26 protein-coding genes and 1 tRNA gene are annotated in these 21,828 nt (G+C 76.1%); 9 read left to right on the forward strand and 18 right to left on the reverse strand.

Going from position 1 to position 21,828, the window contains the following annotated elements; all coding sequences use genetic code 11:
- From FHN55_RS19120 to FHN55_RS19135, 4 genes are all read left to right on the forward strand, one after another.
- Nucleotides 1–1,221, forward strand: a 1,221-nt coding sequence (locus FHN55_RS19120; protein WP_139714005.1) for an ABC transporter substrate-binding protein, incomplete at its 5' end; no start/stop codon positions are given.
- On the forward strand, nucleotides 1,218–2,171 hold the full coding sequence (locus FHN55_RS19125; RefSeq protein ID WP_139714006.1) for a carbohydrate ABC transporter permease: 954 nt from the start codon (nucleotides 1,218–1,220) through the stop codon (nucleotides 2,169–2,171). The genes FHN55_RS19120 and FHN55_RS19125, both read left to right, overlap by 4 nt.
- Nucleotides 2,171–3,097, forward strand: a complete 927-nt coding sequence (locus tag FHN55_RS19130; protein ID WP_139714007.1) for a carbohydrate ABC transporter permease — start codon at nucleotides 2,171–2,173, stop codon at nucleotides 3,095–3,097. Before FHN55_RS19125 ends, FHN55_RS19130 begins: the two co-directional genes overlap by 1 nt.
- An 83-nt stretch (nucleotides 3,098–3,180) precedes the next feature.
- Nucleotides 3,181–4,047, forward strand: coding sequence for a hypothetical protein (locus FHN55_RS19135; protein WP_139714008.1), 867 nt, complete (start codon nucleotides 3,181–3,183; stop codon nucleotides 4,045–4,047).
- A 59-nt stretch (nucleotides 4,048–4,106) separates the two neighbouring features.
- On the opposite strand, the gene FHN55_RS19140 is transcribed toward FHN55_RS19135, so the two are convergent.
- The 3 genes from FHN55_RS19140 to FHN55_RS19150 form a co-directional block, all read right to left on the reverse strand.
- Nucleotides 4,107–5,033: a VOC family protein gene (locus tag FHN55_RS19140; RefSeq protein WP_139714009.1), complete on the reverse strand. Its 927-nt coding sequence runs from the start codon at nucleotides 5,031–5,033 to the stop codon at nucleotides 4,107–4,109.
- A gap of 102 nt (nucleotides 5,034–5,135) precedes the next feature.
- Nucleotides 5,136–5,864, reverse strand: coding sequence for an SDR family oxidoreductase (locus FHN55_RS19145; RefSeq protein WP_139714010.1), 729 nt, complete (start codon nucleotides 5,862–5,864; stop codon nucleotides 5,136–5,138).
- Complete coding sequence (locus FHN55_RS19150) at nucleotides 5,864–6,520, reverse strand: alpha/beta hydrolase (RefSeq protein WP_218974831.1); 657 nt, start codon at nucleotides 6,518–6,520, stop codon at nucleotides 5,864–5,866. Before FHN55_RS19150 ends, FHN55_RS19145 begins: the two co-directional genes overlap by 1 nt.
- A 92-nt stretch (nucleotides 6,521–6,612) precedes the next feature.
- Between FHN55_RS19150 and FHN55_RS19155 the strand changes: the two genes are divergently transcribed.
- Nucleotides 6,613–7,131, forward strand: coding sequence for a MarR family winged helix-turn-helix transcriptional regulator (locus FHN55_RS19155; RefSeq protein WP_139714012.1), 519 nt, complete (start codon nucleotides 6,613–6,615; stop codon nucleotides 7,129–7,131).
- Between the two features lie 3 nt (nucleotides 7,132–7,134).
- Here FHN55_RS19155 and FHN55_RS19160 read toward each other — a convergent pair whose 3' ends face one another.
- From FHN55_RS19160 to FHN55_RS19175, 4 genes are all read right to left on the reverse strand, one after another.
- The gene (locus FHN55_RS19160) at nucleotides 7,135–8,394 is read right to left on the reverse strand and encodes a heparan-alpha-glucosaminide N-acetyltransferase domain-containing protein (RefSeq protein ID WP_139714013.1); all 1,260 of its coding nucleotides are present in this window, start codon (nucleotides 8,392–8,394) and stop codon (nucleotides 7,135–7,137) included.
- A 90-nt stretch (nucleotides 8,395–8,484) separates the two neighbouring features.
- Entirely contained in the window at nucleotides 8,485–8,949 is a 465-nt protein-coding gene (locus tag FHN55_RS19165; protein ID WP_139714014.1) for a hypothetical protein, read from the reverse strand.
- A gap of 96 nt (nucleotides 8,950–9,045) precedes the next feature.
- Nucleotides 9,046–9,690 (reverse strand): HAD family phosphatase, encoded by a 645-nt coding sequence (locus tag FHN55_RS19170; protein WP_139714015.1) that lies wholly within the window; start codon nucleotides 9,688–9,690, stop codon nucleotides 9,046–9,048.
- Nucleotides 9,691–9,714: 24 nt separating this feature from the next.
- A complete protein-coding gene (locus FHN55_RS19175; protein WP_139714016.1) occupies nucleotides 9,715–10,563 on the reverse strand; it encodes a HEAT repeat domain-containing protein in 849 nt (282 codons plus the stop codon).
- A 217-nt stretch (nucleotides 10,564–10,780) separates the two neighbouring features.
- Here FHN55_RS19175 and FHN55_RS19180 point away from each other — a divergent pair, with 217 nt between their 5' ends.
- Entirely contained in the window at nucleotides 10,781–11,446 is a 666-nt protein-coding gene (locus FHN55_RS19180; RefSeq protein ID WP_218974832.1) for an NUDIX hydrolase N-terminal domain-containing protein, read from the forward strand.
- A 3-nt stretch (nucleotides 11,447–11,449) separates the two neighbouring features.
- Here the strand turns inward: FHN55_RS19180 and FHN55_RS19185 are convergent, their stop codons facing one another.
- The 3 genes from FHN55_RS19185 to FHN55_RS19195 form a co-directional block, all read right to left on the reverse strand.
- Entirely contained in the window at nucleotides 11,450–12,019 is a 570-nt protein-coding gene (locus FHN55_RS19185) for a hypothetical protein (RefSeq protein WP_139714017.1), read from the reverse strand.
- Nucleotides 12,009–12,389, reverse strand: a complete 381-nt coding sequence (locus tag FHN55_RS19190; protein ID WP_139714018.1) for a hypothetical protein — start codon at nucleotides 12,387–12,389, stop codon at nucleotides 12,009–12,011. Before FHN55_RS19190 ends, FHN55_RS19185 begins: the two co-directional genes overlap by 11 nt.
- A 69-nt stretch (nucleotides 12,390–12,458) precedes the next feature.
- Complete coding sequence (locus FHN55_RS19195) at nucleotides 12,459–13,292, reverse strand: oxidoreductase (protein WP_139714019.1); 834 nt, start codon at nucleotides 13,290–13,292, stop codon at nucleotides 12,459–12,461.
- 97 nt (nucleotides 13,293–13,389) lie between these two features.
- Here FHN55_RS19195 and FHN55_RS19200 point away from each other — a divergent pair, with 97 nt between their 5' ends.
- On the forward strand, nucleotides 13,390–14,271 hold the full coding sequence (locus tag FHN55_RS19200) for a hypothetical protein (RefSeq protein ID WP_139714020.1): 882 nt from the start codon (nucleotides 13,390–13,392) through the stop codon (nucleotides 14,269–14,271).
- A gap of 150 nt (nucleotides 14,272–14,421) precedes the next feature.
- The gene (locus FHN55_RS19205) at nucleotides 14,422–15,147 is read left to right on the forward strand and encodes a hypothetical protein (RefSeq protein WP_139714021.1); all 726 of its coding nucleotides are present in this window, start codon (nucleotides 14,422–14,424) and stop codon (nucleotides 15,145–15,147) included.
- Between the two features lie 36 nt (nucleotides 15,148–15,183).
- Here FHN55_RS19205 and FHN55_RS19210 read toward each other — a convergent pair whose 3' ends face one another.
- Both FHN55_RS19210 and FHN55_RS19215 read right to left on the reverse strand, forming a co-directional pair.
- Complete coding sequence (locus FHN55_RS19210; RefSeq protein ID WP_139714022.1) at nucleotides 15,184–15,621, reverse strand: hypothetical protein; 438 nt, start codon at nucleotides 15,619–15,621, stop codon at nucleotides 15,184–15,186.
- A gap of 188 nt (nucleotides 15,622–15,809) precedes the next feature.
- Nucleotides 15,810–16,976, reverse strand: coding sequence for a PrsW family intramembrane metalloprotease (locus FHN55_RS19215; protein ID WP_139714023.1), 1,167 nt, complete (start codon nucleotides 16,974–16,976; stop codon nucleotides 15,810–15,812).
- A 71-nt stretch (nucleotides 16,977–17,047) separates the two neighbouring features.
- Here FHN55_RS19215 and orn point away from each other — a divergent pair, with 71 nt between their 5' ends.
- On the forward strand, nucleotides 17,048–17,656 hold the full coding sequence (orn, locus tag FHN55_RS19220; RefSeq protein ID WP_257571133.1) for an oligoribonuclease: 609 nt from the start codon (nucleotides 17,048–17,050) through the stop codon (nucleotides 17,654–17,656).
- A 34-nt stretch (nucleotides 17,657–17,690) separates the two neighbouring features.
- Here orn and FHN55_RS19225 read toward each other — a convergent pair whose 3' ends face one another.
- The 6 genes from FHN55_RS19225 to FHN55_RS19250 all read right to left on the reverse strand — a co-directional run bounded on the left by FHN55_RS19225 (nucleotide 17,691) and on the right by FHN55_RS19250 (nucleotide 21,791).
- Nucleotides 17,691–17,879, reverse strand: coding sequence for a hypothetical protein (locus FHN55_RS19225; protein ID WP_139714024.1), 189 nt, complete (start codon nucleotides 17,877–17,879; stop codon nucleotides 17,691–17,693).
- A gap of 172 nt (nucleotides 17,880–18,051) precedes the next feature.
- Nucleotides 18,052–18,127: transfer RNA gene (locus tag FHN55_RS19230), tRNA-His, on the reverse strand.
- 34 nt (nucleotides 18,128–18,161) lie between these two features.
- Nucleotides 18,162–18,830, reverse strand: coding sequence for an FMN-dependent NADH-azoreductase (locus FHN55_RS19235; protein WP_139714025.1), 669 nt, complete (start codon nucleotides 18,828–18,830; stop codon nucleotides 18,162–18,164).
- 63 nt (nucleotides 18,831–18,893) lie between these two features.
- Nucleotides 18,894–19,808 carry an aminotransferase class IV gene (locus FHN55_RS19240; protein WP_139714026.1) on the reverse strand — a complete coding sequence of 305 codons (915 nt, stop codon included), beginning with the start codon at nucleotides 19,806–19,808 and terminating at the stop codon, nucleotides 18,894–18,896.
- Between the two features lie 70 nt (nucleotides 19,809–19,878).
- On the reverse strand, nucleotides 19,879–20,592 hold the full coding sequence (locus tag FHN55_RS19245) for a response regulator transcription factor (protein ID WP_139714130.1): 714 nt from the start codon (nucleotides 20,590–20,592) through the stop codon (nucleotides 19,879–19,881).
- Between the two features lie 14 nt (nucleotides 20,593–20,606).
- The gene (locus FHN55_RS19250) at nucleotides 20,607–21,791 is read right to left on the reverse strand and encodes a sensor histidine kinase (RefSeq protein ID WP_139714027.1); all 1,185 of its coding nucleotides are present in this window, start codon (nucleotides 21,789–21,791) and stop codon (nucleotides 20,607–20,609) included.
- Nucleotides 21,792–21,828 lie beyond the last annotated feature (37 nt).

Here is a 21,828-nt window from a genome sequence, read left to right on the forward strand (position 1 = left end):
GGCGCCGCGGCCACCGCGAGCGCGTGCTCTCCGCAGGCCCCGACCGGCCCGCGCGACTTCACGTTCTGGTCCTTCACCGGCATCGGGCAGAAGGCCGACGTCGAGCGCTACATGAGCGCCAACCCCGGCGTGACCATCAAGCTCACCGAGGTCGGCAGCTCCCAGGAGACCGCGCAGGCGCTCACCACCGCCATCGCCGGCGGCAAGGTGCCCGACCTCGCCCTCGTCCAGGCCGCCGACCTGCCCAAGTTCGCCCTGTCCCCGGACAACTTCGTCGACTACCGGCGCCTGGGCGGCGACGGCGTCGGCGCGCCCTACCTCGACTGGGTCATCGCGCAGGCGACCACGCGGGGCGGCCAGGTGATCGGCATCCCCACCGACGTCGGCGGGCTGGCCGTCGCCTACCGCAAGGACCTCTTCGCCGCGGCGGGGCTGCCCACCGACCGCGACGAGGTCAGCGCCCTGTGGCCGGACTGGCCGAGCTTCATCGAGACCGGCCGCCGCTACGTGGAGGCCACCGGGAACCCGTTCGTCGACAACGCCGCCACCTCGGTCTTCTACCAGGCGCTCGGGCAGGTCACCGAGCAGTTCTACGACGACGACGGGAACTACGCCTACACCAACCCGCAGGTCAGGCAGGCCTTCGACTGGTCGCTCGACGCGCTCGAGGCCGGCATCTCCGCGCGGGTGGACTCCTTCGGCAGCGCCTGGAACGCCGGCATCGGCCGCGGCGCGTTCGCCGTCACCTGCTCCCCCAGCTGGATGCTCGGCACGATCAAGTCCCAGGCGCCCGACCTCGAGGGCCAGTGGGACCTGGCCACCATCCCCAACGGCATCGGCAACTGGGGCGGCAGCTACCTGGCCATCCCCGCTGCGGCCGAGCGCAAGGAGGCGGCCTGGGAGTACGTGCGCAGCGTGCAGTCACCCGCCAGCCAGCTGCAGCACTTCATCGACGCGGGCTCGCTGCCCACCACGCCGGAGAACTACTCCAGGCCCGAGCTGACCGGCTCCACCGACCCCTACTTCTCCGACGCGCCCACCGGCGCGATCTTCACGAAGGCGGTGCTCGACATCACCCCGTTCCCCGTCGGCCGGTACACGGCCGAGATCGGCACCGAGCTGCAGAACGCCATCAAGGCCGTCGAGCTGAGCGCCGCCGACCCGGCGCAGGCGTGGGCCAAGGGCGTGCGCAACGTCGAGATCGTGGTGGGCGACCTGTGAGCGCCACCCTCACCCCGCAGGCGTCGCGCGCCACGCGCGGCACCACCGCCACCACGCCCGTCGAGAGCCGCTGGGAGCGCCTGGCGCCGTACGGCTACGTCGCGCCGTTCTACCTGCTGTTCGCGGTCTTCGGGCTCTTCCCGCTGCTGTTCACCTTCGTGGTGGCGCTGTTCGACTGGAACCCCATCGGTGAGCGCACGTTCGTGGGGCTGGACAACTTCGTCCGGCTCGGTGAGGACCCGCGGTTCTGGAACGCGCTGCGCAACACCTTCAGCATCTGGATCCTGTCGACGGTCCCGCAGCTGGTCATCGCCCTGGTGCTGGCGCAGGTGCTCAACAAGGCGCGGCTGCGGTGGGCGAACTTCTGGCGGATGTCGATGCTCGTCCCGTACATCACCTCGGTGGCGGCCACGACGATCGTCTTCGCGCAGCTCTTCGACCGCGACTACGGCCTGCTGAACTTCGTCATCGGCCTGCTGGGGTTCGAGCACATCGACTTCAAGAACACCGTGCTGGGCAGCCACGTGCTCATCGCCGTCATGGTGACCTGGCGCTGGTTCGGGTACACGACGCTGCTCTACCTGGCCTCCCTGCAGGCCGTGCCGCGCGACCTGTACGAGGCCGCCTCCGTGGACGGCGCCGGTGAGGTGAAGCAGTTCTTCAACATCACGCTGCCCTCCCTGCGCCCCGTGATCATCTTCACGGTCATCACCTCGACCATCGGCGGGCTGCAGATCTTCACCGAGCCGCTGCTGCTGCAGCCCACCTCGGGCACCACCTGCGGTGCGGAGCGGCAGTGCCAGACCCTCTCGCTGTTCCAGTTCGAGCAGGGCTTCGGCGTCTTCAACTTCGGCTACGGCTCCGCCATCGGCGTGGCCCTGTTCGCGATCATCGTGGTGGTCGCGCTCGTCAACTACCTGCTGTCCAGCCGTGTGGGGAGGCGTGCCTGATGGCCCAGCTCGTGGACGCTCCGGACCGCTCGTCGACCGCCGGGCGGTCCAGGGGCCCAGGACGACGGCGGGAGCCGCGCCTCGACAGGGTGGCGCGCTCGCGGCAGGTGGGGCGGGTGCGCTGGTACACCTACGCCGTCCTCACCCTGGCCGTGCTGGCGTGCCTGTTCCCGCTGTACTGGATGTTCGTCGTGGCCTCCGCCGGTACCGAGGCCGCCGCCGAGATGCCGCCGCGCGTCGTGCCGGGCGGCCGGCTGCTCGTCGTGACGCAGCTGGTCTTCGACACCATCCCGTTCCTGCGGTCGCTGTTCAACAGCCTCGTGGTGGCCGGGCTGATCGCCGTGGGGCAGGCGTTCCTGTGCGCCCTGGCGGGGTTCGCCTTCGCCAAGCTGGCGTTCAAGGGGCGCGACGCGCTGTTCCTGCTGCTGGTGCTGACCATGACCGTGCCGGCGTCGCTGTCCGTGATCCCGCAGTACATGGTCATCGCGCAGCTGGGGTGGGTCGACTCCCTGCAGGCGCTCGTCGTGCCCGGGCTCGTCAGCGCGTTCGGCATCTTCTGGATGCGCCAGCACATCTCGGCGACCATCGACGACCAGCTGCTGCAGGCCGCCCGCGTGGACGGCGCCAGCAGCTGGCAGATCTTCTCGAAGATCGCCTTTCCCATCGTGCGGCCCGCGGCGTTCGTGCTCGGGCTGCTGGGCTTCGTCAACGCCTGGAACGACTTCCTGTGGCCCTTCATCGTGCTGAAGTCGCCGGAGGTCTACACCGCGCAGATCGCCATCAAGGCGCTGCAGTCCAACCTCACGGTGGACCTGGGCCTGGCGATGGCCGGCTCCTTCCTCGTGACCGTGCCCCTGCTCGTGCTGTTCGCGTTCTTCGGCCGCCAGATGGTGTCCGGGATCATGGACGGCGCGTTCAAGGGCTGACCGACGGCGAGGCTCCCGCCTCCCGAGTCCCCGCTGCTGGAGCACCCCGGCAGCCCGCAGACGCACCACCACGGAGCACCACCATGAGCGAGAACCCCCTCTCGGCGGAGCAGGTCGAGGAGTTCCTGGCCACCGGCGTCGTCGTCGTCGAGGGCGCCTTCGACCCCGCGAGCCAGCCCCCGGGCTGGGTGTCGCGGGGGTGGCAGCGCCTCGGCGTGGACCCCGACGACCCGGGCACGTGGACGCGGCCGCGCGTGCACCTGCCGACCGAGCAGCGGGTCGACGCGGCGCAGCTGGCGCCCCGGGCGCACGCGGCGGCGCTGCAGCTGCTCGGCCACACACCCTCCGACCCGCGCGTGGACCTGCCGTGGGAGTGGGGCGACGGCTTCATCGCCAACCTGGGCGTCGGCGCCGACCGGCCGTTCGACCCGCCGACACCGCAGGTGCCGGGGTGGCACAAGGACGGCGACTTCTTCCGGCACTTCCTCGACTCCCCCGAGCAGGGGCTGCTGACGATCGTGCTGTGGACCGACGTGCTCTCCACCGGCGGCGGCACGTTCGTGGCGACCGACTCGGTCGGCGTGGTGGCGCGTCACCTCGCCGAGCACCCCGAGGGACTGCTGCCGACCGAGCTGCAGGAGACGCCGCTCATCAGCCGCTGCCGCGAGTTCACCGAGGTGACGGGGAAGGCCGGCGACGTGGTGCTCATGCACCCGTTCACGCTGCACGCGACGTCGCAGAACGTGCTGCGCGCGCAGCGGCTCATCACCAACCCGCCGATCGCGCTGGCCGAGCCGATGCGCTTCGACCGGCCCGCTGGCTCCGGACCCGGCGGGCACTCGCCCGTCGAGCAGGCGGTGCTGCGCGGGCTGGGGGTGGACTCGTACGCCTTCACGCCGACCGCTCCCCGCGAGGCCGTCGTGCCCGAGCGCCTGCGCCGGGCCTCCTGACCGGCTGCCCCGTGCCATCCAGGGAGTGGCGTGGATCCGCCCAGCGCGGAGCGGCGCGGTCAGGCGGCGGCGCTGACCTCGAGCAGGCTCTTCCACGGGTCCTCGAAGCGCAGCGTGCGCCCGTCGTCGCGGACGTCCACCCGCGCCGCGCGCAGCCGGTCGGCCAGGGCGTCGAGGTCGGAGCGCGCCGGCAGCACCAGCGAGACCTGCCCCAGCCCGAGCGTCGCGGCGCGGGCGCCGGCGCCGCGGCTCGACCACGTGTTCATGGCCATGTGGTGGTGGTAGCCGCCGGCGGCCACGAACAGCGCGCCGTGCCACTGCGCGGTCACCTCGAAGCCGAGGGCGTCCACGTAGAAGGCACGGGCGGTCTCGACGTCGCCGACCTTGAGGTGCACGTGGCCGACCTCGGCGTCGCCGCGCGCGGGCTGGTCGAGAGGTGCGGAGACGTGCTCGCGCAGGAAGGTGTTCGGGTCGAGCGGGGCGTTGTCCATGACCACGCGGCCGGCCCGCCAGTCCCACTGCTCGCGCGGTCGGTCCCAGTACAGCTCGATGCCGTTGTCCTCGGGGTCGGTGAAGTAGAACGCGTTGGACACGAGGTGGTCGGCGGAGCCGACGTAGCGCGACCGGGGGTGCTGGGCGGCGCGCGCGACGGCGTCGGCGAGCCCGGCGCGGTCGGGGAAGAGCAGCGCGGTGTGGAACAGCCCCGCCTCGCCGCGCTTCGGCGCCGGCAGCCCCGGGGTGTGCACGAGGACGACGAGCGGCGCGGTCCCCCGCCCGAGCACGGCGTGCTGCGCGCCGGCGGCGCCCGGGGTGGCCAGGTCGACAGCGGTGCGCGCCGCCGCGCCGTCGAGCTCCACCAGGCCGAGCGCGTCGCGGTAGTACGCGGCCATGCCGGGCAGGTCGGCCACGTGCAGCGTGACGGCGTCCATCGCGGTGGCGCCCGGGAGCAGCAGCTCGCTGGCGCCTGACGGGGTGGGGCTGGTCATGGCGGGTCCTCCGGGACGTCGACGAGCGGTGGAGGGTGGCCGACGTCCATGATCACGGACGGTCGTCGGTGGTCATGGGCGGCGGGCCACCTCCGGACGGGGTCAGAGCAGGCCGAGGGTGGCTCCGCCGTCCACGGCCACGGCGGTGCCGTTGACGAAGGCGGCGGGCTCGGAGCAGAGGAAGGCGACGACCTTCCCGAAGTCCTCCGGCGTCCCGGTGCGCGCGCCGGCGGGCACGCCGCGCTCGAGGAGCCGGTCGGTGGCGTGCAGGCCCGGCGCGGCGATGTTGATCGTCACGCCGCGGGCGGCGACGTCGGCGGCCGCCGTCTTGGTCCACGCCCACAGCGCGGTCCGCGCGGTGTTGGACAGCGCGAGGTCGGGGATGGGCTGCTTGACGCTGGCCGACGCGATGAACACGACCCGCCCCCAGCCGCGCTCGGCCATGGGCGGCACGGCCGCTCGGGCCAGCCGGACCGACGCCAGGGCGTTGGCCTGGAAGGCGGCGAGCAGCGCGTCGTCGTCGACGTCCAGGGCCCGCCCGGAGGGCGGACCTCCGGCGTTGCCGACCACCGCGTCGAGGCGGCCCCACCGCTCCAGCGCCGCGTCGACCAGGCGCTGCGGCGCGGCGGGGTCGGTCATGTCAGCGGGCACCGCGATCGCCTCGCCGCCGGAGGCGGTGACCTCGCCGACCACCTCGTCGAGGAGGTCGGCGGTCCGGGCGGAGACGAGCACGCGCGCGCCCTCCGCGGCCAGGGCCAGCGCGCTGGCGCGGCCCAGCCCCTTGGAGGCGGCGGTGACGACGGCGACGCGGCCGGAGAGTCCGAGGTCCATCAGGCGAGGCTCCCCTGCAGCACGGCGGCGGTCCAGCGGTGGAGGGCGACGACGACGTCGGCGGTCAGGCCGTGGCCACCGGGCGTGCGCACGGCGGTGAGGTCGGCGCCGGAGTCCTCGTGGAGGTAGCTCCAGGTGCGGCGCTGGAGCTCGGGCGGGATGACCGTGTCGGCGTCGCCCTGGGCGACGAAGACCGGGACGCCGGCGAGGTGGCCGGGCGTGGTGGGCACCCCCGCGTCGAAGGGCAGCGTGGCGAAGAGGGTGGCGAGTCCGACGTACCGGGCCGGGTCGGCCAGCAGCGCGCCGCCGGCGAAGGTCGCTCCCCCGCTGAACCCGACGAGCAGCACCTGGCGCGGGTCTGCGACGTCGAGAGGAGCCTCGGCGTCGAGCCACGCGCGGAACCAGGCGGTCGAGGCCGCGAGGGAGTCGGGCAGCGGGCGGCCGGTGCCGGCGTTGGCGAACCACGCGAAGCCGCCGCCCTCGGCGATGGGGGCGCGCAGCGCCACGCACTCGGGAGCGCCCGGGCCGGAGGGCAGGTGGTCGGCGAGGCCGATGACGTCGGCCTCGGTGGCGCCGCGACCGTGGAGCAGCACCACGAGCGGCGCGGACGGGTCGGCGCCAGCGGTGCTGCCGCGGCGCAGGACGACCGGTTCCACGGGGCTCCTCCACATGGTTGTCGCTTCAACTTCCGGGGTGACGCTAGCACTGAGAAGTTGAAGCGACAAGTAATCAGCGGCACCATGTCCCTGTGGACGTCCCCTGGCTCGACAGGACCCAGCTCGCCGCCTGGGTGCGCGTGGCCGCCCTCCTGGAGGTGCTGCCCGGCACGCTCGACAGCCAGCTGCGCCGCGACGCCGACGTCACTCTCTTCGAGTACTTCGTGCTCGCGATGCTGTCCGAGGCACCCGGTCGCGCCCTGCGCATGAGCGAGCTGGCCGCGCAGACCAGCGCCACCCTCCCCCGCCTCTCCCACGTGGTGAAGCGGATGGAGGCCCGCGGTCTCGTCCAGCGCCGGCCCGCCACCGACGACGGCCGCGCCACCGTCGCCGCGCTCACCGACGGCGGCCTCGAGCGGATCGAGCAGGCGGCGCCGGGTCACGTGCGGGCGGTGCGCGAGCACGTCGTCGACGTCCTCAGCCCGCAGCAGCTCGACCAGCTCACGGGCATCGCCGACGCGCTGCTGAGGAGCCTGGACACCAGCGGCGGGATGGCGGCGATGTACCGCCGCTACGACACCGCTCCTGCCGACGACGACGGCGGGGCCTGACCCTCAGGCGCGCAGGTACCACCGGCGCCGGTGCAGCAGCAGCGCGAGCGCCCACCAGCCCGCGAGCAGCGCGGCGCTGAGCCCGACCTGCGGACCGCCCAGCCAGGCGAGGTGCTCGGCGAGCGCCTGCGCGTGGCTCGGCTCCGCCGCCGGGTCCGGGCGCAGCGGGCGCAGCAGGAGGACGGCGGCGAGCACCTCGCTGCCCACGTAGACGAGCAGGCTGTTGCGCCCCAGCGCCACGAAGGGCTCCCGGAGCGCCCGGAGGACGGCTGCCGCAGCGGCCACCGCGACCGCCGGTGCACCAGGTCTCGACCGGCCGGCCCGGTGCCGGGGTCCTCCGGCGCGGGTCGCCGGGAGCGCGGGGCCCCGCACTGGTCGGCGCTCGACCCACGGCGCGTCGACGAGCAGGTGCACCGCCGCCACCAGCGCGATGGCGCCGGCGGCGACGGACAGGCCGAAGGGCGCCGTCCACAGCCGCTTCGCGGCGGGCACCCACAGGGACGCCACCAGCGCGCCCCCGGCCAGGACCGCGGCGACCACCACGAGCCGCCCCGCGGCGGGCACCGTCCCCGAGCTGCCGCCACGGCCGCGCAGGGCGTGAGCCGCGGCGACGCCGGCGGCGGTGGTGGCGCACGCCCCGAGCAGGGCGACGAGCCCTTCCGGGTCGTGGCCGGCAGCCATCTGCCAGTACAGGTGCTGCGCCGGCACGACGGCGGGGTCGATGCCGAGGGAGGGGTTGCACTCCGGCGTCACCTCCCCGCCGGGACACCCCGCGGCCCAGCCCGCCACCAGCACGGTGTGCCCGGCGGCGAAGGCCAGCGCGACGGCGGTCCAGGCCACCCAGCCCCGCACCACGAGGTGCACCACGGTGATGACGAGCGCCAGCAGCGCGAACAGCTGCAGCACCCCGGTCCACCGCAGCTGGTCGAGCTCGACCCCTCCCGCGCGGGCCCACTGGACGGCGGCGTTGTAGGCGAGCCCGGCCGCCAGCAGCACCAGCACCCGCCGGGGCAGCCGCGCCAGGTGCACGCCCCCCGCGCTCGCGAAGCCCAGACCCACGCCCATGAGCAGCACGAAGGAGGGGAACAGCAGGTCCAGCGGGTGCACGCCCGTCCAGGGCGCGTGGTCGAACCACGCGGGCGGCTCCAGCAGGCTGCCGCTCAGCACGATCGCCACCAGGAGCAGCCCCCGCACGACGTCGACGGCGGCCACCCGCTGCCGCGCGGGCCGCGGGGCGGGGCCCGCGCGCTGCGGCGTGCTCATGGGGCTCCAGGCGTCGTGGCGGGCGGTGCTGGTCCCCCAGGATGCGCACCGGCGGAGCCGCGACCTGCCGCGACGCGCGGGATGCCTCAGTCAGGACCGCGGCGGCGCGGCGCCGAGACCGCGCCAGACCCATCCGTCAGCCGTGCTGGTGGTGCCGAGCGCGAGGTCCGGCGTGGTCCGCTGCCCGCGCGTGAACACCGAGGTCCCCGACCACACCGCGCCGTCGCCGTCCTGCGACAGGTGGCTGTCCGCGCCGGTCGGGTCCACGAGGTGGCTCCAGCGGCCGGTGGCCGGGTCCCACGCGGCGCCGTCGTCGAACCGGGTCGGCTCCACGCCGGCGCAGCTCGCCGCCGGTGGGCAGGGCGGTTGCTGCTCGTCGACGCGGGACCCGCCGAGCAGCAGGAGCCGTCCCCGGTCCACACCGGCAGCGCTGCGCCGCGCGGCTCCAGCGGAGCGCCGCTCGTCGGCTCCCAGCCGCCCGCGGCCGCCGGCACCGGGGCGACCGTCGACGCCGGCTCCGGCTCCTCCGCCGGCTCCCCGTCCGGTGCGCCGCACCCGGCCAGCAGGGACACCAGGACGACGACGCCCGCCGCCGCGCTCCGGATGCCCACGCCCCCACGACGCGGTGGCCGCTCGTGGTGCCGCAGCGGGTCAGCCGCTGAGGACACCCTCGTCGAGGAGGTGCTGGCGCGCGCCGTCGGCGCCCTGCCAGACGTGGGCGCGCCAGCCGCGGGCGCGGGCGGCCTCGACGTTGACGGGCCGGTCGTCGAAGAAGACCAGCTGGTCGCCGGGCAGGTCGAGCGCCCGCTCCACGGCCTCGTAGACCGCCGGGTCCGGCTTGGCCACGCCGAGGGCGGCCGAGAAGACCAGCACGTCGAAGGGCTGCGACCACGCCGACGCGCGCACCACGCCCTCCAGCGACGCCGGGGCGTTGGACAGCACGGCCAGCTTCATCCCCCGCTCCCGGACCGCCGGGACCACCTCGGCCAGCAGCGCGTCCGCCTCGGGGCCCGTGCGGGCCCAGCGCTCCGCGTCCAGGGCGTCCAGCTCCGCGGCCCGGTCGCTGAGGTCGAGCCCGAGCCCGGTCCCGACGGCGTCCCAGTAGTCCGCCAGGGCACCGCCGGCGTCGTAGGCGTCGCGCGAGGGCCAGTACGCCGCACCGACCACCTCGACCGGCAGGTCGAGCGCCGCCGCCACCGCGGGCACCGCGCCCTCGGGAGCCGACAGCACCCCGCCGATGTCGAAGACCACGGCGGCGGCGGACGACGGGGACGCTGACGGCGGGGCGCTCTGCACGCGGCCGACGCTACCGACGCGCGCTCAGACGCCGGGCGCAGCGGCGGCCAGCTGTCCGAGCGCCGAGCTGTGGCGCAGGTGGTGCAGCGCCGCGGGGTCGCCGTGCAGACGCGCCGCCACGTCCTCGAGGACCTGCCGGGCGCGGTGGGGAGACACGTCGAGCACGGCGTCGAGCTGCTCCCAGGCGGCCACCGACCGGCCGGCGGGGCGGGCGTGAGCGCGAGCGCGGCACAGGTCCGCCACCCCGTCGAGGAGGTCGTCGCCGACGCCGTCCGGGTCGGTCAGGCGCACCACGGCCTCGACGACGTCCAGGTCCGCCGGGTCGGCGCCGGAGTCGGCCAGCCACGCCTCCGCGTGGGTGCGCACGGCGTCGTGGAGGCAGGGGTCGCCGAGCGCGCCCGCGGCCTCCAGCACGAGGCGGGAGACGGGCCCGTCGGCGCGGGCCAGCGCAGCACCGACGGCGGCGAGGGCCCGCGGGTCTCGGCGGTGCGCCAGCCCCAGCAGCGCCTCGTCGCGGACCTCCTCGTCGTCGTCCTCCTCCAGGCGGGCGGCGAGGGCGTCGCACAGGCCGGGGGCGTCGTGGTCGCGCCACATCGTGGCCAGGGCGAAGCAGGCGGCCTCCCGCACGCCGGCGTCGTCGTCGCCGACGAGCCGGGCGAGGGCGCTGACCAGCTCGGGCGCCGGTCCGGCGGCGCCGTGGGGCAGCAGCGGGAGGCGCTGGGCGAGGGAGGCGCGCACGGCGGGATGGGGGTGCTCGGTGAGGCCCACGAGGACGGCGAGGGAGCCGTCGGCGTTCGGGCGCAGGGTGCGCAGGAGGGCCTCGAGCGGCCTCCCCGGGACGACGTCGGCCAGGGTCAGCTCAGGCGCAAGCACGCCCGCATCGTCTCCTGAGCACCACCCGTCACACGCGTGCGCCACGCTGGGTGACCGCCACGGAGTGTGAGCACCACGGCCGGCGCAGGTGTCCCGCCCAGCACGCAGAAGTGCTCCCGCAGCCCCGCACCGGGCGTCGCCGGCGAGTTCTGCCTGCCCGGCGGGACGGTGCGCCCGGCGTCACACCCCGCCCGGTCCGCGCCCGTACGGTGGCGGCGTGGAGATCCCGTCGGCCAGCAGCGACCGGGCGACCGACGCGGCGGAGCGGGTGCGCCGGGTGGCCGTGGAGCTGGCGGCCCTCTCCCAGGACGGCGCCACGTTCGCGCAGGACCGCTACGACCAGGTGCGCTACGCGCAGGCGAACCGGCTGGCCGCGGAGCTCTTCGCCGTCCTGACGGACCGCCCCGCGGACGACCTGCACCTCGAGCTGGGGCGCGACAGCGGGTACGCCACCCCCAAGGTCGACGTGCGCGGCGTGCTCTTCGACGACGACGAGCGCGTGCTGCTCATGCAGGAGCGCTCCGACGGCATGTGGTGCCCTCCCGGCGGCTGGGCCGACCCGCTCGACACCCCGCGCACCGCGGTGCTGCGCGAGGTGCGGGAGGAGAGCGGCTACGAAGCCGAGGTGGTCAAGCTCTTCGCCTGCTGGGAGCGTGACGTGCAGGGCCACACCCCGCCGCTGCCGGTGGCGGTGTTCAAGCTGTTCTTCCTGTGCCGGGCCACCGGCGACGTCAGGCCGGCGCAGGAGCTGGAGACGCTCGACGTCGGGTGGTTCCCCCTGGACGCTCTGCCGCCGCTGTCACCGGGGCGGGTGACCGAGCGCCAGCTGCGGCGGGCCCTGGACCACCACCGCGACCCGGCGCTGCCGGTCGACCTCGACTGAGGGTCAGCCGGAGCGGCGCGACGCGCGGAACGGACCGTCGAGGGGACCGTCGTCCAGGGGGTCGACGGGACCGGCGGGGGCCCCACCCGGCGGCGGAGCCGCCACGGGTGCGCCACCGGAGCCGGCTCCGCGGGGCCGGGCCGGGAGACGCCGCTGCCCCGGCTCCTCCAGGGGCAGGCCGCGGGAGGAGGCGAGCGCGCGCACGGCGGCGGCGTCCATCCCCCGCAGCAGGAGCAGGCGGTGGCCGTCCCGCAGGACCAGGGCGCTCGCCCTGTCGTAGGGGCCCTGCGGGCGCAGGCGCTCCACCTGGTCCCAGGTGATGAGGCGGCCCCACCGGGTGCCGCTGCCCACGCGCAGGCCGTCGCCCTCGACGCGCGTCCCGAGCCGGCGGGGGGCCAGCTGCACGGCGAGCAGCGCGCCGGTCACGGCGGCCCAGGCGAGGGCCAGCCAGAACCGCCCCTCCACGGCGTGCACCAGCACGTTGTACGTGCCGAACCCCACGACCAGCCAGCGCAGCACCCGCGCGCCGCGGCCCTGCCGCACGAGGTGCTCGACGGGCTCCTCAGACGGCATCGCGCTTCTCCGCCTGCCGGCGGACCTCCTCCGAGCCGCCGCCGAAGCCGTCGCGCCCGCGCAGGTCGATCTCCGTCGCGCTCCCGGCGTGGTCCTCGGCGCCGCGCTCGGCGCGCTGCCCGACGGCGCGCACCAGCGGCCACAGGGCGCCGACCAGGGCGAGCACCGCCACCACGACACCGATGAGGGTCATGTCCACCCAGTGCTGCCAGCGCTCCTGGGCGTGCAGGACGAACTCGGACCCGCTGTCGCCGCTGCCCTGCAGCGCCGTGAAGTTGCTGTGCCAGTTGACCGCGGCGAGCAGGCTGCCCAGCGACCACACGAGGGCGAGCAGCACCACGGCGCGCGCCACCCGGTTGACCACCACCACGTGACGATCGTAAGCGGTGGCGGCCGCCCGGAACGCCGCCCGACCGCAGTCCGAGCGCACGCCGGCGCGTCAGTCCTCGCGGACGTCCGTGCTGGTGGAGACCGCGGCCCACGACTCCAGCTCGCGGCGGCGGGCCTCGTTGATCCCGCGCGCGGCCTCGAGCGCGTCGCTGCCCAGCAGCAGCAGCGCGGGCGGCTCGGGCGAGGTGACCGCGTCGATGATCGCGCGTGCGGCGAGGTCCGGGTCTCCCGGCTGCGTGCCGTGGACCCTGTCGTTCTCCTTGCGGCGCGCGTCGACGGTCTGGGCGTAGTCGTCGATGACCGTGGACGTCCCGGTCAGCGACCTGCCGGCGAAGTCGGTGCGGAAGCCGCCCGGCTCCACGGCCACCGCGGTGATGCCCAGCGGCGCGAGCTCGGCGCGCAGCGAGCCGGTGATGCCCTCGAGCGCCAGCTTGGACGCCGCGTAGTAGCCCGAGCCGGGCGGGCACAGCTGCGCGCCGATGGAGGAGATGTTGACGACCGCACCGCTGCGGCGCTGGCGCATGCCCGGCAGCACCGCCTTGGTCATGGCGACGGCGCCGTGCACGTTGGTGTCGAACAGGGCGCGCACGTCGTCGTCGTCGCCCTCCTCCACGGCCGACCGGTAGCCGTACCCGGCGTTGTTGACCAGCACGTCCACAGCGCCGAACCGCTCGACGGCGGCGTCGACGGCGGACCGCACCTGCGCCGCGTCCGTGACGTCGAGGGCCGCCGCGAGCGCCGTCTCAGGGTGCGCCTCGACGAGGTCGCGGACGGTCTCGGGGTCGCGGGCGGTGACGACCGCGTTCCACCCCCTCTGGAGGACGGCGGAGGCGAGGGCGCGCCCCAGGCCGGTCGAGCAGCCGGTGATGAGCCAGGTGGTCATGCCCCCATCCTGCGGGCTGCAGGGGCCCCCGGCCTGGGGACGTCCCCCGGCACCGGTCCGGGTGGCGACCGGTGATCACCCGTCCGAGACTGGCGAGGTGGCTGAGAACACCCGTGGGCGCACGAGCGCGCCCGAGAGCACCGACCGCCAGAGCACCGCTGACGCCGCGGCCTCGACCCCGGCACCGGACAGGGCCGCGGGTCGCGCCGACTTCACGCGCGTCGCCCTGGAGCGCGCCGCCCGCGCCGCGCACGACGCCGGTGACCAGCGCGAGACCCTCGCCCGCAAGGTCGAGGAGGCCAAGCAGGTCCGCAAGGCCGCCAAGGCCGTGCGGCGCGCCGCCCGCGCGCAGCTGGAGCTCGCCGACCGCGACGTCGCCGCGTCCCGCAAGGGCGTCGAGTCGCTCAAGGAGCAGCTGAAGATCGCCGCCAAGCACGCCGAGGCGGTGGGCAAGGACGCCGAGAAGGCCGAGCGCGACCACAACGACGCTCTGCGCGCCGCGTCGAAGAAGGCGAAGAAGTCCGGTGGGCCCACCAAGGGCGAGGAGACCGAGGACGGCGCCGTCGAGGGCACCGGGGCCACCCGCACCGCCGGGCGCGGGGGCGGGCTGGCCGCCAAGGCCGCCGACGTCGCCGAGAAGGCCACCGACCGCATCGCGGACGCCGCCGACAGCCTCGAGCAGAAGGCCGACGACGCCGCGGCCCGCACCCGGGGCAGCGGCCGCGGCGGCCGCGCCAGCTCCTCGGGCACGTCGCCGCGCACCCCCGCCCGCCGCGCGGCCCGCTCCAGGACGGGCGCCGCCGCTGGCACGGGCGCCGCAGCGGGTGGTGCCGCCGGTGCCGCCGCCGGCTCCACCACGAGCACCGACCCGGCGGCCGCCGGTGACACCACGGCCACCGACGCCACGGGCGCCCCGGCCGAGCAGCAGCGCGACGGCTCCTTCGACGTGGACGCCTCCTCCGAGCGGAGCGACGCCTGACCCTGGCCCACCCCGCACCGCCGCAGCGCCCCGCAGCCCGACCGGCTGCGGGGCGCTGTCGCGTCCTCCTGCAGGTCGGCAGCAGGTCGGCTGCGGCGCGTCGCGCCCTCAGAACCGCGCTGCGGCGCCCCCGCCGCCTAGCCTCGGAGGGTGCCCCTGACGACGCTCACCGCTCCTCCCCCCACGGCCACCGGCCGGGGGGCGGCGGGCGCTGCGCCGTCCGCCCTCCTTCCCGCCCCGAGCGCCCCGGCCGGCGTCCCGGCGCCGCGCGCGGGCGACGCCCCGTCCTTCCCCCGGTCCGCGCCGACCGGCCGGCCCCAGCGCCGCAGCCCCGAGGTCGTGGCGCGCGAGGTGCAGGCGCAGCTCGTGGAGGCCGCCCGCTACGGGCAGCTCCCCGGCCAGGCCGGGGAGGCCGTTCCGGAGCGCCTGCGCGCGAGCCTGGGCGAGCTGGTGGAGACCGCCTTCCCCCACCTGCGCGCGGGCACCACCGACTGGCGCGCCTCCGTGGCCCTGGCTGCGGTGCTCGCCGGCGACCTGCTCGGCCGCTACGCCGTGCCCCTCGCGGCGCTGCCCACGACGACGACGCCGGGCGCGCGCGAGGGCGTCACCGCGCTGTCGCGCGGCATCGACGCGCTGCTGGACGACGCTGGCGTCGGCGTCGTCCTCGACCTCGACGCCGGCACGGCGGCGTTCCGGGTGCGCACGCCGGCGGGGGCGACGCCCTCCTGCGGCCGGGCGGCCCTGCTCGCGACGTGCGTGGTGCTGCTGCACCTGCGCCTGACACAGCCGCTGGCCCTGGCCGCGCTGGTCACCGAGGGCGGCTCGTGGCTGCCGGTGTGGCGCGCGGCGCGCGACCTGTGGACCGTCAGCGCCTGAGGCGCTGACGGTCCGACCCGCCGCGGGGCGGGGCGTTCAGCGGGCGGTGGCCGCCTGCAGCTCCTCGACCTCGGCCAGCACGCGCGTGGCGAGCCGCCCGACGAGGTCCATCCGCAGGGACCGGACGGACTCCCCGGGCAGCAGCCCGAGCACGGCGCTGTCGGCCACGTAGCGCCCGTCGGCGTCGGCGACGAAGCGGCCTGCGGGGCTCATGACGGCGGCGGCCACCAGTGCCAGCTCCCCCGCTGCGGTGGCGCCGTCCACGGGGCCGGCCTGGTCGGTGACGAACCGGTCCAGGGAGAGCACCAGCGCCTCGGCGCAGCGCGGCTCCATCTCACCGGTGGACTGGGCGGCGGTGCCGGTGCTGTCGGCGCGGGCCGCTGCGGCCAGCCCCATCCACGCAGCCGTGGTGCGGTTCACGAAGGCCCGCACCACGGCGGCCTCCTGCGCGCTGAGGTCCTGGCGGACTGCCACGTCGGTCTCCCCTCACCGGCGGCCCGCGGAGGTGGTGGGGGGCTCGGCGCCCCTGCAGCCGGTCCCGCAGGCTAGAGCCGGGCCCGGCCCCGTGGAGGGGTGGGACCCCGACGTCGCGGGAGGCCTTGGTCACACGGCCGCGGCGCCGCGCGCACCGCCGTCGTCGTCGTGGTCCGGTGCCGTCCGGCTCAGGCGCCCGCGGGCACGAAGGCGCGGCGCAGCCGCCACATCGACTGCAGACCGGCGAGCTCCGCCTCCGGCGCGCCGGCGGGCGCGGTCCCGCGCTCCATGCGGTCGCGCAGGAAGGACACCTCGCTGGCCAGCTCCTGGAAGTCGCGCATGGCGCCCTTGGCCTGCGGGCCGAGCGCCCGCCCGGCCCAGTCGCGGGCCCGCGAGCGCTCGGACAGCGAGGACAGCATCCGCGCCTCCGCCGGCGTGATCCACCCCGCCTGCGCGTACCCGGCCAGGTGCCGGCGCAGCACGCGCCCCTCCCGGGTGCGGGCCACCACGGCCACGGCGACGGCGACGACGAAGATCGGCACCTGCAGCGCCACGTAGGTGCCGATGAAGCCCTGCAGCCCCTGGGAGGCGGTGAGGTTCCACAGCGCGTGCAGCGCCACCGCCACGCACCAGCCCAGCAGCGGGGCGAAGACCCGCAGCACGGGGTTGCGCCGGGAGGCCGCCACCCCGATGCCCACGCCGATGGCCGCGGTGAACAGCGGGTGCGCGAACGGGCTGAACAGGCAGCGCACCACGAACGTCACCGCGGTGACCCCGCCGCCGTCCTCGGAGAAGCTGCGGCCGAGGTAGAGCACGTTCTCCACGAACGCGAAGCCGACCCCGGCGAGGGCCGCGTAGACGATGCCGTCCACCACGCCGTCGAACTCGCGGCGCCGGAACAGCCACAGCAGCAGCACCGCCAGCCCCTTGGTGGTCTCCTCCACGAACGGCGCCACGAGCACGGCCGCGGAGTCGGGGTTCCCCCCGGCGGCGCGGATCAGCTCCATCGAGGAGGTGTTGAGCACCAGCGAGACGAAGGTCGCCACGAAGGCGCCCCAGGCGAAGGCGAACACCAGCTGGCCCGGCGGCTCGTGCTCGTACCTGTCCAGCCACAGGATGGCCGCGACCACCGGCACCACGGGCAGCAGCGCGAGCACCGCGCCCACCCCGAAGCCGGTGATGCCGGTGTCGCTGGCCACCAGCAGCACCGTGAGCAGCCCGCAGCCGGCGATGACGACGACGAGCGCGATCCGCACGAGCACGCGGCCGACCCCGGTGCGGCGCGCCCGCCGCTGGGGCAGGTGCAGGTGCGGCTCACCCTCACCCCGGAGGACGACGGCGGGGGCGGGCTCCACAGCCGACCACGCTAGCCGCGCGCGGGCCCCACGGCCCTGCGACGGGCCGGGCAGTCACTACAGTGACGCCGGTGGTGAGCCCCTCGGCCGAGCGCATCGTCTGGATCGACTGCGAGATGACGGGCCTGGACCTCGGCGTCGACGCCCTGGTCGAGGTGGCCGTGCTCGTCACGGACTCCGACCTCGAGGTCCTCGACGAGGGCATCGACGTCGTCATCAAGCCCTCGGACGAGGCCCTCGCGCAGATGCGCGACGTGGTCCGCACGATGCACACGACGTCGGGTCTGCTGGACGAGCTGGCCGACGGCGTCACGCTGGAGGAGGCCAACCGCCTCGTCCTGGAGTACGTGCGCCGCTTCGTGCCCGAGCCGCGCAAGGCGCCGCTGGCGGGCAACTCCGTCGGCACCGACCGCGGGTTCCTCGCCCGGGACATGCCCGAGCTCGACGAGCACCTGCACTACCGGATCATCGACGTCAGCTCCGTCAAGGAGCTGGCGCGGCGCTGGTACCCCCGCGCCTACTTCTCGGCTCCCGCCAAGAACGGCGGCCACCGGGCACTCGCGGACATCCGCGAGTCCATCACGGAGCTGAAGTACTACCGGGCCGCCGTGTTCGTCCCGGACCCCGGGCCCGACTCGGCGACGGCGAAGGCCGTCGCCGAGCGCGTCACCCGGGGCTGAGGCGCGGGCCCGCTCGGGCGGGGTCGGGCCCCGGTCAGGAGCGGTCGATCCAGGAGCCCTCGCCCGGCCAGCGCTCGTCGGCGAGGATCTCCTCGGAGTCCGGGCCGTCGGGCAGCGAGAGGTCGACCAGCAGCGACAGCGGCACCCCGCGCCTCAAGAGGTCCATCACGCTCGAGTCGGGCGTGTGCTCGACCACGAGGTCCGGGCCCGGCTGCTGCTGCACGTCTTGCTCCCTCCGAAGTCCGCGTCCGTGCGGTGCGTCTCCTTCACGAGGACCATCGGCAGCACTGCCCACGACCTTGGAGCGCACCACCCGCTCGGGCGAGGACCACTGCCCACGACGCGGGGGACGCGGACGCAGAACAGGCCCGGGCGCGGTGCCCGGGCCTGTTCGGTGGGGTGAGCGACGGGACTTGAACCCGCGACATCCGCGACCACAACGCGGCGCTCTACCAGCTGAGCTACGCCCACCATCTCGCCGCGCGAGCGCGGCTGAGCAAGGATCCTACAGGTTCGCGCCGGCCAGCTCGCGCGCGAGGGCCGCCGCCTGCTCGTGGGCAGCGGCGCGGTCGGCCCTGGCGCGCTCGGCGCCGGCGGCCAGCGCCTCCACGTGCTCGGACAGGGTGGCGCTGGTGGTGATGACGCGGACGTCCATGCCCAGGGCGTCTCCCAGCACGATCCTCAGCGGCGGGACCGCGTGGTCCCAGTCCTGCGTGGGCGTGCCCGGGTCGTACGTGCCGCCGCGGCTGGTGACGACCACGGCGGTGCGCCCGGCCAGCGGCTGCGCCTCGTGGCCGGGGAACGGCGTGGTGGTGCCCGGCACGTGGATGTTGTCGAGCCACACCTTCAGGGTGGACGGCAGGGAGTAGTTGTAGAGCGGAGCGCCGACGAGCAGCACGTCGGCGGCCAGCAGCTCCTCCAGCAGCCGGGCCTGCAGCGCCTCGGCGGCGGGGTCGGGGCTGGCCCCCTCCGGGCGCAGGGCCGGCGCCCAGTGCAGGTCGGGGTCGAGCAGGTGCGGCAGCGGCTCGGCGACGAGGTCGCGGTGGGTCACCGTGCGGTCCGGGCCGGCCTGCTGCCAGGCGGCGGCGAAGGTCGCGGTGATCTCGCGGGACCGCGAGGCGCCGGGGCCGGAGGCGGGACCGATGGAGGAGTCGAGGTGCAGCAGGTGCGGCATCACCCCATCCAACCCGGTCGGCCCGGAGCGCCAGCCGTCGAGGGGGTCGACCTGCACCGCGGGTCAGAAGCCGGCCAGCTCCTGCAGCTCGGCCGTGAGCGAGGCGGCGGCCGGGTGCTGGCTGACGGGCTCGCCGTCCAGCCGCACCACCCGCACCGGCCCGCGGACGGCGCTCGTCAGCAGCACCACCTGCGCCGCACGCAGGTCGGCGAGGGTGCCGTCGGTCTCCTCCGCGCGCCACCCCGCGCGGCGGGCGCGGTCGAAGAGCAGGTGCTGGGTGGTGCTGCCGAGGATGCCGTTGTCGCCCTGCGCCACGGTGCGCAGCTCGCCGGGCCCGGGCACCCACAGCACCGACGCGGTCGGCGCCTCGAGCAGCGACCCGTCGGCGGCGGTGAACAGCGCGTCGTCGGCGCCGCGGCGGGCCGCCTCGCGCTGGGCCGCGGTGTGGACGGCGTAGGAGAGCGTCTTGACCCCGCCGAGCAGCCACGGCGCACCGGCGAAGGCCTCGGGCCCGTAGCCGCGCGTCATCGACGCCACCGAGACCCCGTCGCGACGGGCCCGCGACGACCCGGCGTCCAGCGCGCTCACCGTGACCAGCACGGTCGGCTGCGGCGCCTCGCCGGCGGGTGCCGGACGGCCGCGGGTCACGGACAGCTTGACCGCGGCCTCGTGGTGCTCGGGGTGGCCCTCGGCCCACTGCTGTGCGGCCGCGTCCAGTGCCCGCGCCCACGGGGCGGGGTCGTCGGGGAGGTCGAGCGAGCGCGCTGAGCGCTGCAGCCGCGCGAGGTGCGCCTCCAGGTTGGGGACGGTGACGGCGCCGGGAGCACCGGCGGCGCCGCGCACGAGCCGCAGCCCCTCGAAGCAGCCGTCACCGCGGGTCAGGCCGAGGTCGTCGGCCGCCACCACCGGCTCGTCGACCCCGACGACGGCGGGCGCTCGGCCCTCAGCGGAGACGACGACGACGAGCAGCGCGGACACGGGCCACGACGCTACGCGCGCCCCTGTCCGGGCCCCGGACCAGCCCCACCGCTCCCCCGTCCCCCCGTGGTCACGGGGAGGGGGTGGGGTCGTCGGGGGTGACCACGCCGGCGCGGTAGGCCCACACCACCACCTGCACCCTGTCGCGCAGCCCCAGCTTGGCCAGCAGGCGGCCCACGTGGCCCTTGACCGTGGGCTCCGAGAGCACCAGCCGCGCAGCGATCTCGGCGTTCGACAGCCCCCGGGCCACCTCCGCGAGCACGTCGCGCTCGCGCGGCGTGAGCTGCTCCAGCTGCGCCTGCTCGGGACGCGCCGCGGCGCCGGGCGCGGCGTCCGGTGGAGCGCCGCCCCGCAGCCGCTCCTCGGCCAGGCGCAGCAGGTGGCGGGTCAGCCGCGGCGTCAGCACCGCGTCACCGGCGGCCACCGCGTGCAGGGCGCGGACCAGCTCGTCGGGCTGGGCGTCCTTGAGCAGGAACCCGCTGGCCCCGGCGCGCAGCGCGGCGAAGGCCAGCTCGTCGAGGTCGAAGGTGGTGAGCACCAGCACCCGCGCCGCAGACCCGGACTCCACGATCCGCCGGGTCGCCTCGATGCCGTCCAAGCCGGGCATGCGCACGTCCATGAGCACCACGTCGGGCTGCAGGGCGGCCACCATGCGCACGGCAGCGGCGCCGTCGCCGGCCTCCCCCACCACCTCCAGGCCCTCCTCGGGACCCGCCGACTCCAGCAGCATGCGGAACCCGAGCCGGACCAGCGCCTGGTCGTCGACCAGCAGCACGCGCAGCACGCGCTCCCCCTCGCTCACAGCGCACCAGCCTGCCCCTGCTCGCCCGGCTGCAGCGGCAGCACCGCGCGCACGCGCCACCCGCCGGTCGCCCGCGGTCCGGCGGTGAAGGTCCCTCCGAAGGCCTCGGCCCGCTCGCGCATGCCCGGCAGGCCGCGCCCCCGCCCCGGCCCCGGCCCGCCACCGCCGGCTCCGGTGGGTGCCACGCCGACGCCCACGCCGTCGTCGTCCACCACCACCTCCACCGACCGGCCGTCGCAGCTCACGGCCACCTCCGCCCGCACCCCCAGGCCGGCGTGGTCCAGCACGTTGGTCAGCGCTCCGGTGACGATGCGGTGCACGGCCAGACGCGTGGCGCGGCTCCAGCCGTCCTGCGGGCCGCTGCGGGTGAGCCGCACGGGCACGCCCGCGGCGCGGACCGCGGCGACCACGGCGTCCAGGCCGTCGTCGTCCTCCTCGGCTCCCGGCAGCGGCACCCGGTCACCGGAGGCGGCCTCACCGCGGGCCGGCTGCTCCAGCACGCCGAGCAGGCGGCGCATCTCCGCGAGCGCCTGGCGGGAGGTGGTGGTCATGGCGTCCAGGGCGCGCGCGTCCGGCGGGGCGGCGGGGTCGCGGCGGGCGCGGGCGGTCATGCCGTCGCCGAGGCGCACCACCACGGTGAGGGCGTGCGCGACCACGTCGTGGAGCTCGTGGGCGATGCGGGCGCGCTCGGCGGCCACGGCGATCTGCGCGCGCTGGTCGCGCTCGGCCCGCAGCTGCTCCGCGCGCTCGCGCAGCAGGCGCACCTGCTCGCGACGGGCCCGCAGGGTGGTGCCCAGGAACACGGCGGCGGCGAGCATCGGGCCGACCACCACCGGCGCGGCCCACACGGAGGTGGGTGGTGCGCCGCCGCCGCGGGCCAGCCGGTCGGTGGCGGCCAGGACGAGGACGACGGCGACGGCGGCCACCACGCCCACCCGCAGCTGCGCGCCGCGCCGGTGCAGCGCCAGGGAGACCACGCCGGCCAGCACCAGCACCGCCGGGAAGGCCGGACGGCCGCCCAGGGCGCCCCAGGCCGGGGCCACGAGGAGGCAGGTGACCAGCAGCGCGGCCAGGGGCGCCCGCCGGTGCCACCACAGCGGCAGCGCGCACACCAGCACGGCGGGCACGGCGTGCGGGCCCGAGCTGAGGTAGGCGTCGGGGACGAGCGGGAGCAGCAGCACCGCCGCCCACCCCGCGTCGCGCAGACGGGGGTGGGCG

This window comes from Streptomyces sp. NP160 (genome assembly GCF_006335115.1).
Lineage (GTDB): Bacteria > Actinomycetota > Actinomycetes > Actinomycetales > Quadrisphaeraceae > Quadrisphaera.

Excerpts from the sequence above, each read along its gene's own strand:
- FHN55_RS19235 (WP_139714025.1), bottom strand. The coding sequence starts at position 18,830 with ATGCCGCACCTGCTGCACCTCGACTCCTCCATCGGTCCCGCCTCCGGC.
- FHN55_RS19140 (WP_139714009.1), bottom strand. The coding sequence starts at position 5,033 with ATGACCAGCCCCACCCCGTCAGGCGCCAGCGAGCTGCTGCTCCCGGGC.
- FHN55_RS19195 (WP_139714019.1), bottom strand. The coding sequence starts at position 13,292 with ATGACCACCTGGCTCATCACCGGCTGCTCGACCGGCCTGGGGCGCGCC.
- FHN55_RS19145 (WP_139714010.1), bottom strand. The coding sequence starts at position 5,864 with ATGGACCTCGGACTCTCCGGCCGCGTCGCCGTCGTCACCGCCGCCTCC.
- FHN55_RS19160 (WP_139714013.1), bottom strand. The coding sequence starts at position 8,394 with ATGAGCACGCCGCAGCGCGCGGGCCCCGCCCCGCGGCCCGCGCGGCAG.
- FHN55_RS19130 (WP_139714007.1), top strand. The coding sequence starts at position 2,171 with ATGGCCCAGCTCGTGGACGCTCCGGACCGCTCGTCGACCGCCGGGCGG.
- FHN55_RS19135 (WP_139714008.1), top strand. The coding sequence starts at position 3,181 with ATGAGCGAGAACCCCCTCTCGGCGGAGCAGGTCGAGGAGTTCCTGGCC.
- FHN55_RS19185 (WP_139714017.1), bottom strand. The coding sequence starts at position 12,019 with ATGCCGTCTGAGGAGCCCGTCGAGCACCTCGTGCGGCAGGGCCGCGGC.